General features: G+C 39.6%; 12 protein-coding genes. 10 read left to right on the forward strand and 2 right to left on the reverse strand.

What is annotated here, in order from left to right:
• Positions 1-85: 85 nt before the first annotated feature.
• Complete coding sequence (gene cstA / locus SCI76_RS14310) at positions 86-1,894, reverse strand: carbon starvation protein CstA (protein ID WP_048021669.1); 1,809 nt, start codon at positions 1,892-1,894, stop codon at positions 86-88.
• A gap of 253 nt (positions 1,895-2,147) precedes the next feature.
• Here cstA and proB point away from each other — a divergent pair, with 253 nt between their 5' ends.
• Both proB and SCI76_RS14320 read left to right on the forward strand, forming a co-directional pair.
• Positions 2,148-2,972 carry a glutamate 5-kinase gene (gene proB / locus SCI76_RS14315; RefSeq protein WP_048021671.1) on the forward strand — a complete coding sequence of 275 codons (825 nt, stop codon included), beginning with the start codon at positions 2,148-2,150 and terminating at the stop codon, positions 2,970-2,972.
• Entirely contained in the window at positions 2,969-4,213 is a 1,245-nt protein-coding gene (locus SCI76_RS14320) for a glutamate-5-semialdehyde dehydrogenase (protein WP_034263707.1), read from the forward strand. Before proB ends, SCI76_RS14320 begins: the two co-directional genes overlap by 4 nt.
• A gap of 273 nt (positions 4,214-4,486) precedes the next feature.
• On the opposite strand, the gene SCI76_RS14325 is transcribed toward SCI76_RS14320, so the two are convergent.
• Positions 4,487-5,872, reverse strand: a complete 1,386-nt coding sequence (locus tag SCI76_RS14325; RefSeq protein ID WP_048021674.1) for a sugar porter family MFS transporter — start codon at positions 5,870-5,872, stop codon at positions 4,487-4,489.
• 191 nt (positions 5,873-6,063) lie between these two features.
• Here SCI76_RS14325 and SCI76_RS14330 point away from each other — a divergent pair, with 191 nt between their 5' ends.
• The 8 genes from SCI76_RS14330 to cydC all read left to right on the forward strand — a co-directional run bounded on the left by SCI76_RS14330 (position 6,064) and on the right by cydC (position 15,489).
• Entirely contained in the window at positions 6,064-6,840 is a 777-nt protein-coding gene (locus tag SCI76_RS14330; protein WP_047749562.1) for an alpha/beta hydrolase family protein, read from the forward strand.
• Positions 6,841-6,935: 95 nt separating this feature from the next.
• Complete coding sequence (locus SCI76_RS14335; protein WP_048021676.1) at positions 6,936-7,946, forward strand: LacI family DNA-binding transcriptional regulator; 1,011 nt, start codon at positions 6,936-6,938, stop codon at positions 7,944-7,946.
• A 144-nt stretch (positions 7,947-8,090) separates the two neighbouring features.
• Positions 8,091-8,852, forward strand: a complete 762-nt coding sequence (locus SCI76_RS14340; RefSeq protein WP_013085528.1) for a threonine/serine exporter family protein — start codon at positions 8,091-8,093, stop codon at positions 8,850-8,852.
• 14 nt (positions 8,853-8,866) lie between these two features.
• A complete protein-coding gene (locus SCI76_RS14345) occupies positions 8,867-9,322 on the forward strand; it encodes a threonine/serine exporter family protein (RefSeq protein ID WP_013059882.1) in 456 nt (151 codons plus the stop codon).
• 300 nt (positions 9,323-9,622) lie between these two features.
• Positions 9,623-11,029, forward strand: a complete 1,407-nt coding sequence (locus SCI76_RS14350) for a cytochrome ubiquinol oxidase subunit I (RefSeq protein ID WP_221833729.1) — start codon at positions 9,623-9,625, stop codon at positions 11,027-11,029.
• Entirely contained in the window at positions 11,016-12,032 is a 1,017-nt protein-coding gene (gene cydB / locus SCI76_RS14355; protein ID WP_028411941.1) for a cytochrome d ubiquinol oxidase subunit II, read from the forward strand. Before SCI76_RS14350 ends, cydB begins: the two co-directional genes overlap by 14 nt.
• Entirely contained in the window at positions 12,032-13,744 is a 1,713-nt protein-coding gene (gene cydD / locus SCI76_RS14360; RefSeq protein WP_221833731.1) for a thiol reductant ABC exporter subunit CydD, read from the forward strand. Before cydB ends, cydD begins: the two co-directional genes overlap by 1 nt.
• Complete coding sequence (gene cydC / locus SCI76_RS14365; protein WP_260505794.1) at positions 13,744-15,489, forward strand: thiol reductant ABC exporter subunit CydC; 1,746 nt, start codon at positions 13,744-13,746, stop codon at positions 15,487-15,489. Before cydD ends, cydC begins: the two co-directional genes overlap by 1 nt.
• Positions 15,490-15,560 lie beyond the last annotated feature (71 nt).

A 15,560-nucleotide genomic window follows, 5' to 3' on the forward strand; every position in this document is an offset into this window, starting at 1 on the left:
AATAAAAATGCCTGGTGTGCAATTATTTTGACAGGCTATTACCATATCAAAAACACGCTTGCTTATATAAGCAAGCGTGTTCGTTTTATATATTTTGTGATAAGTTTGCTTTCGCCGCTAGTTCAGCCTGAGGCGTGCGCCAAAGCTGCGTCCATTTTTGAATCGCGGCAATCATAATAATGAGACCGAGTATAAGCATGATGATTGAAAGAGTCGCATTTAATATGCTGTAACCTGCCGCAGCTTCATTTAAATACACATTCTTAACCATCCAATAACCCGCGTAGTTAACCGTTACGTAAAGGTAGGCTAGTGGAATAAGACAAGTAAGCATATAGGAGCGCTTATCTGCAATTCTAAGAATAACGGTTGCACCAATAATTAAACCAATGGATGCCATTAACTGATTCGATACGCCGAACAGCGCCCAAACTGAGCCAATATCTCCTGAGAACAATAAGTATCCCCACATAAAACAGGCTAGGGCACTTGCAAAAATGGACCCAGGAAGCCAGTCTACTCGCTTCAATGGCTTATAAAATTCACCGAAAAAGTCTTGAATTAAATAGCGGGAAACGCGTGTACCCGCGTCGATAGCAGTCAAAATAAACACTGCTTCAAACATAATAACGAATTGAAAAAAGTAAGAAGACAGGTGGCTGAACCAAGGAATTTCCGTGAAAATATACGTCATTCCTACAGCCAGTGTAACAGCGCCGCCTGTACGGCCTTCTAAGTTTAGGCCAATTTCTTGGCTAAGCTGAGGAAGAGCCGTTACGTTCATGCCAAGCGTTTTGAATACTTCAGGTGTAGAGTTGATTGCAAAATAGTCTCCAGGATGTAAAGCAGTTGCGGCAATTAATGCCATAATTCCTACTAAGCATTCGACTAACATCGCGCCGAAGCCTACAACTTTAATGTCACTCCAACGATCGAGCATCTTAGGGGTTGTTCCTGAACCAACAAATGCATGGAAGCCAGAAATAGCACCGCAGGCGATCGTAATGGAAATAAACGGCCACACAGGTCCTGCTAAAATAGGGCCGCCTCCGTGAATAAATTCAGTAACTGCAGGAAATGGAATTGATGGATTTACGAAAAACACGCCTACAATCAGCGCGATAAAGACACCAATTTTCATAAAGCTGCTTAAGTAATCTCGAGGTGCTAAAAGCAGCCAAACGGGCAAGGCCGCTGCAAAAAATGCATAAACGGGAAGAATAATTGAAAGTGTTTTAATATCTAGCGTTAAAAAATCTCCTAAAGCTGTTCCTTGAATATAAGGACCGCTAAATACGGCAATTAAAATTAAAATGAAGCCGACGGTAGAAGCCGCTTTTAAATTACCTGTTTTTTTGTGGTAAATACCTACCCCCATTGCGATCGGAATGGTAATTCCAACAGCGAATGTACCCCAAGGATTTTTCTCAAGGGCGTGTAACACGACCATAGATAAACCGGCCATTGTAATGGTAATGATAAAAAGCATAGCTAAACCTGTACAAAAACCAGCGACGGGTCCTAGCTCTTTTTTAGCCACTTCTGAAAGCGACTGGCCTTTTTGGCGCATAGATGCAAATAACACAACTGCATCGTGAACGGCTCCTCCGATTACAGCTCCGATTAAAAGCCAGAGCAGTCCGGGCAAATAGCCAAACTGAGCTGCTAAAATAGGTCCAACAAGCGGACCCGCAGCTGCAATAGCTGCAAAGTGATGACCAAATGTTACCCATCGATTGGTTGGCACGTAATCTTTTCCATCTTCAAGCTCATGTGCCGGCGTTTTTTGCGCATCGTTTAGTTTCAAGACCTTAACAGCCATGAATGTTCCATAAAGCCGATACGCAATCATTAAAATACAGATAGATCCAATAACAATCGTAACCGCATTCATTACAAATCCCCCTATCCCTTAGTTGTCTGATGTTTGTACTACTACACAACGTTATGTAATTGTGTGTTCCCCTTACAACTTTCATTATAAAAGAAGAAAGCGCTTTTATCACCAGTTTTTCCCTTAATTATTTAAAAAATTAGAAAGTTCAAATTCCCTTTGAAAAACTATAAGACTTTTCACATAATCTCTGCTATAATTTTTAAAAAAATTAGTACGCATTTAGGTGTTTTTAGTTAGGGAGATGAAATGAGTGAAGCATCGTCAAGAGTTACAAAATAGCAAGCGTATCGTAGTCAAAGTAGGGACATCTACGTTGACCTATGATAACGGAGATATTAACTTAGCACGCATTGAAAAACTAGCGCGTGTTTTATCTGATTTAATGAATGCAGGAAAAGAAGTTGTGCTTGTTACATCAGGTGCCGTTCAAGTGGGAGTAAAAAAACTAAAGTTAAAAGAAAAACCAACTTCTATTCGAGAAAAACAAGCAGCAGCCTCTGTCGGGCAGTGTGAGCTTATGCATATCTATAGTAAATTCTTTGGTGAGTATAGTCACATTGTTGGTCAAGTACTGTTAACAAAAGATGTAATCGAAGATGAACATGTGCGCAATAACGTTGTGAACACGTTTGAAAAATTAATTGAAGACAAAGTGATTCCTATTGTGAATGAAAACGATACAGTTGCCATCGATGAGATTGAAAACATCGTGCGTTTTGGAGATAACGATAATTTATCCGCCATTGTTTCAGTTTTGATTCACGCAGATTTACTTGTTATTTTATCTGATATTGACGGTTTCTTTGATTCAGATCCCACAAAAAACCCTAACTCTAAATTAATGAAAGTAATAGATGGCATCACGCCGGAGCTTGAGAATTTTGCTGGAGATAGTGGAACTGACGTTGGAACAGGCGGAATGGTCACAAAACTGACCGCTGCTAAAACAGCTACAAGTGCAGGCGTGAGCTTAATCCTAGCAAATGGGAAAGAACCAAGTATTTTGCGAGATATTATTGAAGGCCAAGAAATTGGAACGTTATTCTTAAAACAAGCTGAAGGAGTAATGAAATGAGTGAATTGCAGCTTAAAGGAAAGCAGGCAAAAGAAGCCTCTTATTTCTTAGGAAATGTAACGAGCGAACAAAAACAGCAGGCACTTTATAAAATGGCGGCTGCTCTATTGGATCAACAAGAGACAATTTTAAAAGCAAATGAATTAGACGTAGAAAAAGCCGTTCAAAAAGGCACGTCAAAAGCGATGTTGGATCGCCTATCTTTAAATGAAGGGCGGATTCATGGAATGGCAGACGGCCTGCGCCAAGTAGCTGCGCTTGCAGATCCGGTAGGAGAAGTGCTGTCTATGGCTAAACGACCAAATGGCTTACAAATTGGGCAGCAGCGTGTACCTATTGGTGTCATAGGAATTATTTATGAAGCGCGTCCAAACGTTACATGTGATGCAGCAGGCTTATGCTTAAAAGCAGGAAATGCGGTTATTTTGCGCGGAGGCAGTGAGGCATTTCATTCGAATCAAGCGATTGTTTCTGTATTATCCCAAGCTGCGGCAAGTGCAGGATTTCCTGAGCATAGCGTACAGCTTATTGAAGATACGTCGAGAGAAACAGCACTGGAGTTAATGAAGCTAAATGAATATATCGATGTATTAATTCCTCGAGGCGGTGCTGGTTTAATTGAAGCGGTGGTAAAAAATGCAACGGTTCCTGTTATTGAGACAGGAACCGGGAACTGCCACATTTATGTTGATGAAGAATATGACCGTGACATGGCAGCCAGTATTGTCATTAATGCAAAAACATCTCGTCCAGCGGTGTGCAACTCAGCCGAAAAGCTGATTATTCATGAACGGGCGGCTCATGAATTTTTGCCGATTATTGTTCAAGCGCTACGAGAGAAAGATGTAGAAGTACGCGGTGATGAACGTGCGCTCACAATCGTTCCAGATCTTGTTCCAGCAGGGGATGAGGATTGGAAGAAAGAATATTTGGATTTCATCATGGCAGTTAAAATCGTAGATGATATCGATGAAGCGATTTCCCATATTAATGTTCATAGTTCACATCATTCTGAAGCGATTGTAACAACAAATTATGCTCATGCTCAGCGTTTTTTACAGCGCGTTAATTCAGCTGCTGTTTATGTGAATGCTTCGACGAGGTTTACGGACGGAGAAGAGTTTGGTTTCGGGGCAGAAATCGGAATTAGTACACAAAAGCTTCATGCGCGTGGACCAATGGGATTAAAGGAATTAACAACATTAAAATATATTATTTACGGAGATGGACAAATTCGATAAAAAGAAGAGGCTGGGACGAAAGTATTTTAGACAAAGTAAAACCGAACCATTGATCAAAATTTTTGATTAGTGGTTCGGTTTTTTTGTTAGGGTGAACATAGTTTTCATCTGTTTAAATTCTTCTAGTAGTTGATTGGAGGGCGAGATGAAGACTCCCGCGGAAAGCGAAGTCTTGCACGGAAATCAACTACGGTGTCATAAGCCGTTTAGCTCATGTATCCCATTTGTTTTTCTTTAGATTGGATTCATTTAGATATACCCCAACCTCTTCCCTTACTTCCATATATGTTCAATTTCTTCAAGTGACTTTCCTTTTGTTTCTGGAACCCACTTCCATATAAACAAAAATGAAGCGATACACATAATCATAAAAGATAAAAAGGTAAAAGATCCTCCAGCTTTGTTCCAAAGAATAGGAAAAAACTGAGACACAAACCAATTAGCTATCCACAAGAAAAAGGTAGAAATAGACATTGCATAGCCTCTCGCATGATTAGGAAAAATTTCAGAAATCACAACCCATACAACAGGCCCCATAGAAATATTAAAAAGAAATAAATAAAAAACAATAAGTAAACTAGTAGTCAAGCCTTCAGTACCCTGTGAATGAAATCCAAAAGAAACGAGAAGCTGCGTAACGGCCATACCGGCTGTGCCAATAAGTAATAAAGCTTTGCGGCCAATCCGGTCGATAAGCCACATGGAACAAAGAACGCCTAAAAAGGCAGCTACACCAATCATAGACGTAACAAGGAGCGATAAATCTCCTCTAGCTCCAGCTGCTTCAAAAACTTGCGGGGCGTAATAAATAATGGCATTGATTCCGACAAGCTGTTGAAAGGCTGCAAGTAGAATACCAATAAGCAACGCTTTTCGAAGGCCTGCCTCTTTAAAAAGCGAAAGAGAAGCCGGTTGATTTTCTTTTAACGATTGCTCAATATGATACAGCTCTTGGCGTGCAATGTGTGTACCATTGATTTTAATTAAAATGTCCATAGCTTCTACAGTGCGGTTTGCTTTTACTAGCCACCTCGGACTTTCAGGAACAGGAGAAAGGATAAGAAGAAATAAAAGAGCTGGAATCCCAGAAGCACCGATAATGTAGCGCCATCCTGTGGAATTCTGCCATGCGTCTTCCCCAATAGATAAAATGTAGTCATTTACAAAATAGACAGAAACAATCCCAACGGCAACAGCAAATTGATAAAGAGAGCCTAAGCGGCCGCGCATGTGCGGAGGGGCTATTTCAGAAATATAGGTAATAGAAAGAACGGAGGCCATACCAATGCCTAGCCCTCCAATAATTCGAGAAATAATCACAAAAGAGATGGTTGAAGATAGCGCTTGCATAATTGCGGATACGATAAATAAAGAAGCTGCTAAAAGCAAGATACCTTTTCTACCGAATCGATCACTCAGTTTTCCTGAAGAAAGTACCCCAACGGCACCCCCGAGCAGCAAACTGGATACAACAAAACCTACCATCGTTGGACTGAGATTAAAATGCACTTCCATCAATCCAATAGCCCCTGAAATGACGGCTGTGTCATAGCCGTAAAGTAACCCTCCAAAAGCAGCTGCACATGAAATGAAAATAACAAAAAATAGATTTCCTTTTTGCTCTTTATACTCGTCAGAAGTTACTTTTACTATCCCCATATAAATTCCTCCTTTGAATCGCGTTCACTATTTTAATTTAAAAAAACGTTATACGTAAAACGTTTTCATAAAAGATGTTTTTATGTTAAACTAAAAATTGTAAATAATCAAACTATTTTTTAACTTTTATATGAATTATGTACGTTTTGTTATCAATCAATAGGGAAGAAAAAGTAAGGGGGAAGAGAAATATGGCGTTTATTCAATGTGATTTTTTTTCAGAAGTATTGCAAATAAGTACTTCAATGAACGTTTTGATACCGCAGCAAACAAAATCTCAGATTGGTTTACAAACTAATACAAGAAGTGAGAAACACCCTACGCTCTATTTATTACACGGTCTTTCTGATGATCATACGATATGGATGAGAAGAACTTCGATTGAACGCTACGCATCAGAATTAGGACTTGCAGTTGTAATGCCAAATGTAGATCGTAGCTTTTATAGAGATATGGCTTATGGAAAGAAGTATTGGACGTTTGTAACAGAAGAACTTCCTCAATTGGCTAGGTCATTCTTTCCGTTATCGGAAAAAAGAGAAGATAATTTTGTGGCTGGTCTTTCTATGGGAGGGTACGGCGCTTTAAAATGGGCGTTTCGCAAACCACATCAATTTTCTGCAGCTGCCAGTTTATCAGGAGTGATGGACATTGAAGGGCTGGGAGAGCGAGGGGAAGTTCAGTTCCTAGATTATCCTTTGATTTTTGGCATGCCGCCTGTTATTAGACCTGAGGATGATCTTTTCTGGCTGCTTGAAAATCGCCGGCGCTATGGAGAAGTGACTCCGCGTATTTATCAATGCTGTGGAACGGAAGATTTTTTATATCAGGAAAATAAACGTTTTTCCGAGCGATGTAAGCAAGAGCCTATTTGTTTTACATATGAAGAAGGAAAAGGAAGTCACGACTGGGCATATTGGGATCAAAAAATTCAAGATGTGTTAAAGTGGCTGTTTAGTGAAAAGTAGGGAAGGTAGTTTTGGGTGGTTCCGACTTCTAGTAGTATAATAAAGAAAAATGTTTACTTGGTCGATAGACTAAAAGGAAATAGGAGTCGGTACGAATGGGGAGAAAAAAAGTCACGATTACAGAAGTAGCAAAAGAAGCGGGTGTTTCATTAGCTACGGTATCAAGAATCTTCAATAATAAAGACGGTAAAATTAAAATCAGTGAAAAAACAAAACAAAAAGTACTAAAAGCAGCAGCTCATTTAGGGTATCAGACAAATCCATTTGCGGCAGCTCTGCGGGCCCAAAAAACAGGGATTATCGGGATATTAATTAGAGATTTAAAAGACCCATTTTTAATCGAGCTGTTAAAAAAGGTACAGCAGCAAGTTCAAAGTCGAGGGATGGACGTTCTTATTGGCCATACGGATTACCAAGAAACAACGGCTGAGCGTCAATTAAATGTGATGATGAATCATTGGTTTGATGGAGTCATTTTATTAGATTATGTAGCCGCTCCGCATCCGTTTGTAGACGTATTAAAACAATATCAAACGCCTTACGTTTCTCTTACAGGAGACGGCTCTTCTGCACTTTGGCCAATTGTACATGTAGATGATGCGGTGGGAATGCAATTAGCTGTTGCTCACTTAACGGACCTTGGCCATAATAATATCGGGTTCGTTGGAAAAGCTGTAAGCGGAGTGGAGCACCGTCTGTCTCTTTTTTATCAATATGTACCGTCAGCAAACGCAAAGTTTGTGAAAGAAGATATGAATAACTCAGATGAACTATATCAGTTTATAAATGAGCTAGCTCATCATCCAGAGCCCCCAACTGCGCTTATTTGTGCTACGGATTACATTGCTCTGAAAGTGATACACTGTGCGTGGCAAAACGGACTTCACGTTCCAGCGGATTTGTCTGTTATAGGGTTTGATGATATTACAGAAGCTAGTGAAGCGCAACCTCCGCTAACAACCATCCGTCAACCGATGGAAAAAATGGCTGAAAAAGCAGTAAACCTCTTACTTCAGCAAATTCAGGATCAGCAAGAAATAGATCAGGTACAGTATAAAATGGCACCTGTATTAGTAGAGCGTGAGACCACAAAACGTATGAATTGATAAGGAATGTATATACTATTCCTGAAAGTGTGAGACAAAAAGTCCACACTTTTTTGCATTAACCATTGCGTCCACTTCCCTCTTTCTTATACACTGTATGCTGTAGGGGAAAAAACCAAGCTTTAATATGTTTGGAGCGATTTGATGACACAACAAAAATTAGATAAATATGAAATTATGGACGTTAGCTTACTAGCAGGTAAAATTATGTTAGAAAGCGGAGCAGAAACGTATCGAGTAGAAGACACAATGATGCGGATTGCAGCGTCTTACGGTATAAAAAAATCCCACAGCTATGTGACGCCAACAGGGATTATGTTTTCACTTGAAACGAAAGAACCGACGAAAACGAAGTTAATTCGTATTTCCGAACGAACGACCGATTTAAAAAAAGTAACTATGGTAAATAGCGTCTCAAGAACCATCAGTCAAGGAAACATCTCCTTGGAGGAAGCGTATGAAATGCTACAAGAAATTGAAGCAACGAACGTAGCTTTTCCACTATGGGTTCAACTTGCAGCTGCATCCATTTCTAGCGGATGCTTTTTAATCATGTTTCAAGGTTTATGGACGGACTTTATTCCAGCGATGTTTTCAGGAGGTCTCGGATTTTTAACCGTGGTGTATTTCCACCGTCTTATTCCGATTCGCTTTTTTGCTGAGTTTACCGCTTCGTTAGTTATTGGACTTTTATCAGCTCTTTTAGTCGCTTCAGGACTAGGAACGCAAATTGATAAAATTATTATTGGATCCGTTATGCCTCTCGTTCCTGGGTTATCGATTACCAATGCAGTGCGAGATTTAATGGCGGGACATTTACTGTCTGGATTATCAAAAGGAGCAGAAGCGTTTCTGACGGCATTTGCTATTGGTGCAGGTATTGCCATTGTATTTACGCTTCTATAGAAGGGAGGCATCATATGCATATCGTAGAGCAGATAATTACAAGTTTTATTGCTTCAGCAGCGTTTGGGATTATTTTTAATGTTCCACGTGAATCATTATTAAAAAGTGGCTTTGTCGGAATGATTGGCTGGCTCATTTACTATTTGCTAACGTTCTATGGTGTAGATGAAATTCCAAGCACTGTAGCATCGGCCTTTTTTATTGCTATTATTAGTCAAATTTACGCAAAAATTTATCGTACGCCGATCATTATTTTCACGGTAGCAGGTATTATTCCGCTCGTTCCAGGGGGAACAGCATACGATGCCATGCGTAACTTTGTAGAAAATAATTATAATGAAGCGATTAGTCTTGCAGCAAAAGCCTTTATGATTTCAGGTTCAATTGCCATTGGTATTGTATTTTCTGAAGTCATTAACCAAATCATTCGTCAATCTAAATTAAATGCGAAAGCAAAATATCGACCGTAGAGAAGCAAGCTCAAATCAGAGCGTGCTTTTTTTATGAAAAAATAAAGAGATCCTGCCCTTTTTTGTCACAAGAAAGTCACGTTTTAGTCTAAAAACGTTCAAAAAATGTACGTGCACAGCTAAAAAAATAGACTATACTATGTAAATAGAAAGAGAGACATTACATATGTTTGTGAAATGTTGAGCATATTTCTCGAATTGTTATGCTCAATGTTTCACAATATAAGTAAAAGATGCTCAGGAATGAGCAAAGTATCTATGGAAATGATGAATGTTCTTATATATGAAAGGAGAAAGAAGATGGATACAGTCATACTATCACGTATTCAATTTGCATCAACGACGCTGTTTCATTTTATCTTTGTACCGCTGTCTATCGGCCTTGTCTTTTTAGTAGCGATCATGGAAACGATGTACGTAGTAAAAAAAGATGAACAGTATAAAAAGATGGCAAAGTTTTGGGGGCACTTATTCCTGATTAACTTTGCTGTCGGAGTCGTAACAGGTATTTTACAAGAATTTCAGTTTGGCATGAACTGGTCAGAGTACTCAAGATTTGTAGGAGATGTATTTGGTGCGCCGCTTGCTATTGAAGCACTGCTAGCGTTTTTTATGGAGTCCACGTTCCTCGGGCTGTGGATTTTCGGGTGGGATCGTTTGCCTAAATGGCTGCACTGTCTATGTATTTGGCTTGTTAGTCTAGGTACTATCTTTTCAGCGTTCTTTATTTTAACGGCTAATTCTTTTATGCAGCATCCGGTCGGAATGGAGCTAAATAATGGCCGTTTGGAAATGAATGACTTCTTTAAATTATTAACGAACGGTCAGCTGTGGGTCGAATTCCCTCATACAATTTTAGGTTCGTTTGCAACAGGCGCCTTTTTTATCACGGGTGTCAGCGCTGTTATGCTCTTGAAGAAAAAACATGTGGCTTTTGCTAAAAAATCATTTCAAGTTGCTATCCTTGTAGGGCTAGTTTCAGGTGTAGGAATTGCACTATCTGGGCATGAACAGGCCGGATATTTAGTTAAAACACAGCCGATGAAAATGGCCGCAAGTGAAGGATTATGGGAAAACAGCGGAAGTCCAGGTGCTTGGACAGTAACAGCAAATATTCACCCTGATGAAAAGAAAAATACGAGTGAAATCAAAATACCTTACTTATTAAGCTTCTTATCATACGGTAAGTTTTCAGGCTCCGTTCCTGGAATGAATGAGCTGCAGCAGCAGTATACGGCGAAATATGGAGAAGGAAATTATATTCCACCCGTTCGAACAACGTTTTGGAGTTTCCGCATTATGGCTGGTCTAGGTGGCGTATTATGTGCATTAGGCATTTGGGGTACGTACTTGCTTTCTCGTAAAAAACTTCAAGAAAGCAAACTATTTTTACGTATTATGTCGATTGCCATCGCCTTTCCGTTCCTTGGAAGCTCAGCAGGTTGGATTATGACAGAGATTGGCCGTCAGCCTTGGGTTGTATTTGGTTATATGAAAACCGAAGATGCCGTGTCTCCTGGTGTAACAGCAGGCGAATTGCTATTTTCTATTATCTCGTTTTCGTTCTTTTACTTAATTTTAGCTGTGATTATGGTGTTCTTGTTCGTTAAAGAAATTAAAAAAGGTCCAGATCACGATCAAGAAGCACATACAAAAGTAACATCAACTGATCCGTTTACAAAGGAGGGATACAATGTTTTCTCTTAATGAATTCTGGTATTTGCTAGTATCCATTCTGTTTGTTGGTTTTATCTTTTTAGAAGGCTTTGATTTTGGGATTGGAATGGTGTCTCGCTTTTTAGGAAGAAACGACTTAGAGCGACGAGCTTTTATTAATACAATCGGTCCTTTTTGGGATGCAAATGAAGTTTGGTTAATTTCAGCAATCGGTGCTATGTTTGCCGCTTTTCCAAACTGGTATGCAACGCTATTAAGCGGGTCATATGTTCTTTTTGTTCTTCTGTTGCTTTCGCTTATCGGACGCGGTGTAGCATTTGAATTTCGAGGAAAAGTTGAAAAACAAGCGTGGAAAAATGCGTGGGATTGGGTTATCTTCTTTGGAAGTCTTTTTCCACCGCTCATTTTCGGCATCTTATTTTCAGCACTAATGAAAGGATTGCCTGTTGAGCGCAACATGCAAATGAATGCCGGCTTTTCGGATATTGTGAATCTATATACCATAACGGGCGGCGTGACGCTAACGATGCTTTGCTTATGGCACGGACTTATTTTTGCGACGATCCGTACGATGGATGACATTAGAGATCGTTCACGAAAAGTTGCCATGAAGCTTTTGCCTGTTAATGCCTTGCTGCTTCTTATTTTTTCAGGCATGACGTTTTTTGAAACAAATTTATTCAGCAATCATAGCCGCTTGATGCTATACACATTTTTTATCGGTATTTTCGTGTATTTACTAGCAGGATTTTTCCTTACACGGAAAAAAGACGGATGGGCCTTTGCTATGTCTGGCTTAATTTTAATTTTATCAATTTCCTCTATATTTGCAGGATTGTTTCCAACCGTTTTGGTTAGTTCAGTCAATGAAAGCTATAGTTTAACGATTCATAATGCAGCATCAGGGAATTATTCCTTGAAAATTATGTCTTACGCTGCTATTGCGTTACTGCCTTTTGTGTTAGGTTATCAAATTTGGAGCTACTACGTTTTTAGAAAACGTGTAGATCATAAGGAGCATATGGAGTACTAATGGGTAGAAATTTAATGGTTTACAACGGAATAAAAATGGTTCTTGCCGTGTTAATAGGGCTTATTACTATTCAAAGTGTAGCCATTATTTTTCAAGCTAAGTGGCTTGCCGAAGTAATTACTGCTCTTTTTCATGGTGAAAGTTTAACTTCGCAGACAAAAGCAATCGGATTGTTTTTGTCTGCCTTTATGGTTCGTCAGATCGTAAGTTTTATAGTGAAAAAAACAGCATATCAATTTGGAGTCAAAACGACTCAGGAACTTCGTTTGACGGTCATGAAAAGCATTTTTGCACTCGGACCGCGCTTTACCAAAAATGAAGGGACAGGAAACTTGGTGACGCTCATCACCACAGGCCTACAGAAGCTTCGCGCTTATCTTGAGCTGTTTTTGCCTAAACTGGCCGCCATCAGCGTTACACCTTGGCTAGTGCTCGCTTTCGTTTGGTATCAAGATCAGCTTTCAGGCATTATTTTGCTTGTAACTATGCCCATTTTAATTTTATTTATGATTTTACTTGGACTGGCTGCCCAGAAAAAAATAGATAGCCAATGGGAGACGTATCATGTGCTGTCCAATCACTTTGTAGATTCGCTTCGAGGATTAGAAACGTTAACATTTCTCGGGAAAAGTAAGGAGCATGCTGAAACGATTGTAAGAGTCAGTGACCGCTATCGAAAAGCGACAATGGGAACGCTCCGAATTGCTTTTTTATCTACGTTTGCTTTAGATTTCTTTACGATGTTATCTGTAGCCATCGTGGCTGTTATGCTCGGTTTGCGGCTAGTGAACGGTTCGATGACGTTAGAGCCTGCACTTATGATTTTATTGCTGGCGCCTGAATACTTCCTGCCGATACGGGAAGTCGGAAACGATTATCATGCAACATTAGACGGAAAAGAATCCGGAGATGCATTAATTAAGATTGTAAAGCAGGCTGAAAAACCGTCGGCTAAAGAAGAAGATGTCCCTGATTGGACGGAAAACAGTGAAATTCAATTGCGTCATATCACCGTAAAATATGACGAAGAGCAGCCGCCTTCTCTTGAAGATGTGTCACTTCATGTTAAAGGAAGTAAAAAAATTGGGATTATAGGAAAAAGCGGAGCTGGAAAATCGACGCTTATTGATATACTGAGCGGCTTTGTACAATTTACAGAAGGGTCTGCTGAAGTAAACGGCGTGCCGGTTGATTTACGCTCAGATGCTTGGCAAAAGCAGATTACGTATATCCCTCAGCACCCATTTATTTTTAATGGAACAGTGAAAGAAAATATTGAATTTTATCAGGATAGAGGCGGTTCTTATGATTATGAAGATGCTTTAACGAAAGCAGGACTTTTATCTACGATTCAACAGATGCCTAAGAAGGAAAATGAAGTGATAGGAGATGGAGGACGGCAGCTTAGCGGCGGCCAAGCTCAAAGGATTGCCCTAGCTAGGGCGTTTCTGAGCGATCGCCCTATTATTATGCTTGATGAACCAACGGCGCAAGTAGATATTGAAACGGAATATGAATTAAAGCAAGATATCTTAACGATGTTTCAAGACAAGTTATTTATTTTAGCTACGCACCGTCTGCATTGGATGAAAGATATGGACCTCATTGTTGTAATAGAGAACGGAAAGGTTGCAGAAGTCGGCAATCATCAAGAACTGATTCGAAAAAAAGGAGCTTACTATCAATTTTTACATGAAGAGGAGGAGATATGATGAAATATAAAAGTTGGATATGGCCCTACTTTAAAACGTATAAATATCGTATCTTTTCTATCTTATTACTAAGCTTGTTAACGATTGGTTCTGCTTGTGCGCTAATGTTCACATCAGGTTACTTGATTTCAGCTTCTTCCTTACGGCCAGAAACAATCTTACTGGTGTACGTTCCCATTGTGCTTGTGCGTACATTTGGTTTAAGTCGAGCAGCCTTTCGTTATGCGGAGCGTCTTGTTAGTCACGATTTTATTCTTCGCATTTTAGCTAAAATGCGTACACGTCTTTATCATTTGATTGAACCGTTAGTTGCTACATCCCGCTATCGAACGGGAGATGTTTTAGCGGTTCTCGCTGAAGATATTGAAAGTTTACAAGACTTGTTCTTGCGTACCATTCTTCCAACAATCTCAGCTGTTATTTTATACGTTATTTCGATTGTAGCTTTAGGATTCTTTAGCCTAAAGTTTGCATGTTTGATTGCCATCTATTTATTTTTATTAGTAGTAGTGATGCCGCTTTTTTCCCTTTGGCATATGAAAGCGGCCAATCAGCGATATAAATCAAGCAAAGCACAGTTATATGCTAAGGTCACAGACGGGTTTTTAGGAGTTGCTGATTGGGTGTTAAGCGGTCAGCAGCAGTCATTTTTTCATTCGTATAACAAAACAGAAGATGAGCTAGACCGCATGGATCGTAAGCTTAAACTATGGACGTATTACCGAGAATTGATTGGCCAAGTTATTGTAGCAGGTTTAATTGTCACAATGATTTGGTTTGGGGCTTCTCTTTTTTCAGACAAAGAGCTTGCAGGTGTTTTTATTGCTGCTTTTATTTTAGTAGTATTTCCTTTATCTGAAGCACTGCTGCCGGTATCTAATGCAGTAGAAAAAATTCCTCAATTTGAAGAGTCATTAAATAGAGTGCAGGAAATGGAAAAGAACTGGGAATCTGTGAATGAAAAGAAAAAACATACTCTTTCCCTACTTTACAAAGGTTCATGGGACTCGGTTAGCTTAAAAGTCGAGCATGTAAGCTTTCGCTATAGCAATGAGGAAGAGTCAGTCATTCATGATCTTTCATTTCAAGTCGAGCAAGGGAAAAAAATTGCGATTCTTGGCAAGAGCGGAGCTGGAAAGTCGACTCTGTTAAAGCTGCTGCAAGGCTCCTTATTGCCTACAGAAGGTACAGTTCAACTAAACGGTCAGTCTGTTGCTGAAGTTCGTGAAGATGTACCAAAACTCATCTCTGTATTAAATCAAAATCCTTATTTATTTAATACAAGCGTAGCAAACAATTTATTACTAGCTAATGAAGAGGCTACAAAAGAAGAGGTAATTGAGGCAATGAAGCAAGTCAATATGCACTCCCTTGTGGAAGGTTTGCATCAAGGATATCAAACGTCCATGCTCGAAACAGGTCAGCGCTTTTCAGGAGGAGAACGTCAGCGGATTGCGTTAGCACGTGTTCTACTTCAGCGTACGCCAATTGTTATGCTGGATGAGCCAACTGCAGGGTTGGATACCGTGACTGAAAAGCGTTTGTTATCCACTATCTTTGAAACTCTTCACGACAAAACTTTAATTTGGGTTACACATAATTTAGTTGGGATGGAAAAGATGGATGAAATCTTATTCCTACAAGATGGAAAGATAGCCATTCGCGGAACGCATGAGGAATTACTTGCTACGAACAGTCACTATCAAAAGCTATATGAATTGGATCATCCGGCAAAAAGCCTTTAGCAGCAGCTAAAGGCTTTTTACTATTTTATACTAAAATGAAATTCGACAAACATGAGTAAGATATGTGTCGA

Origin of the sequence: Priestia sp. HNGD-A6 (genome assembly GCF_045784335.1) — a bacterium.
Classification (GTDB): domain Bacteria; phylum Bacillota; class Bacilli; order Bacillales; family Bacillaceae_H; genus Priestia; species Priestia zanthoxyli.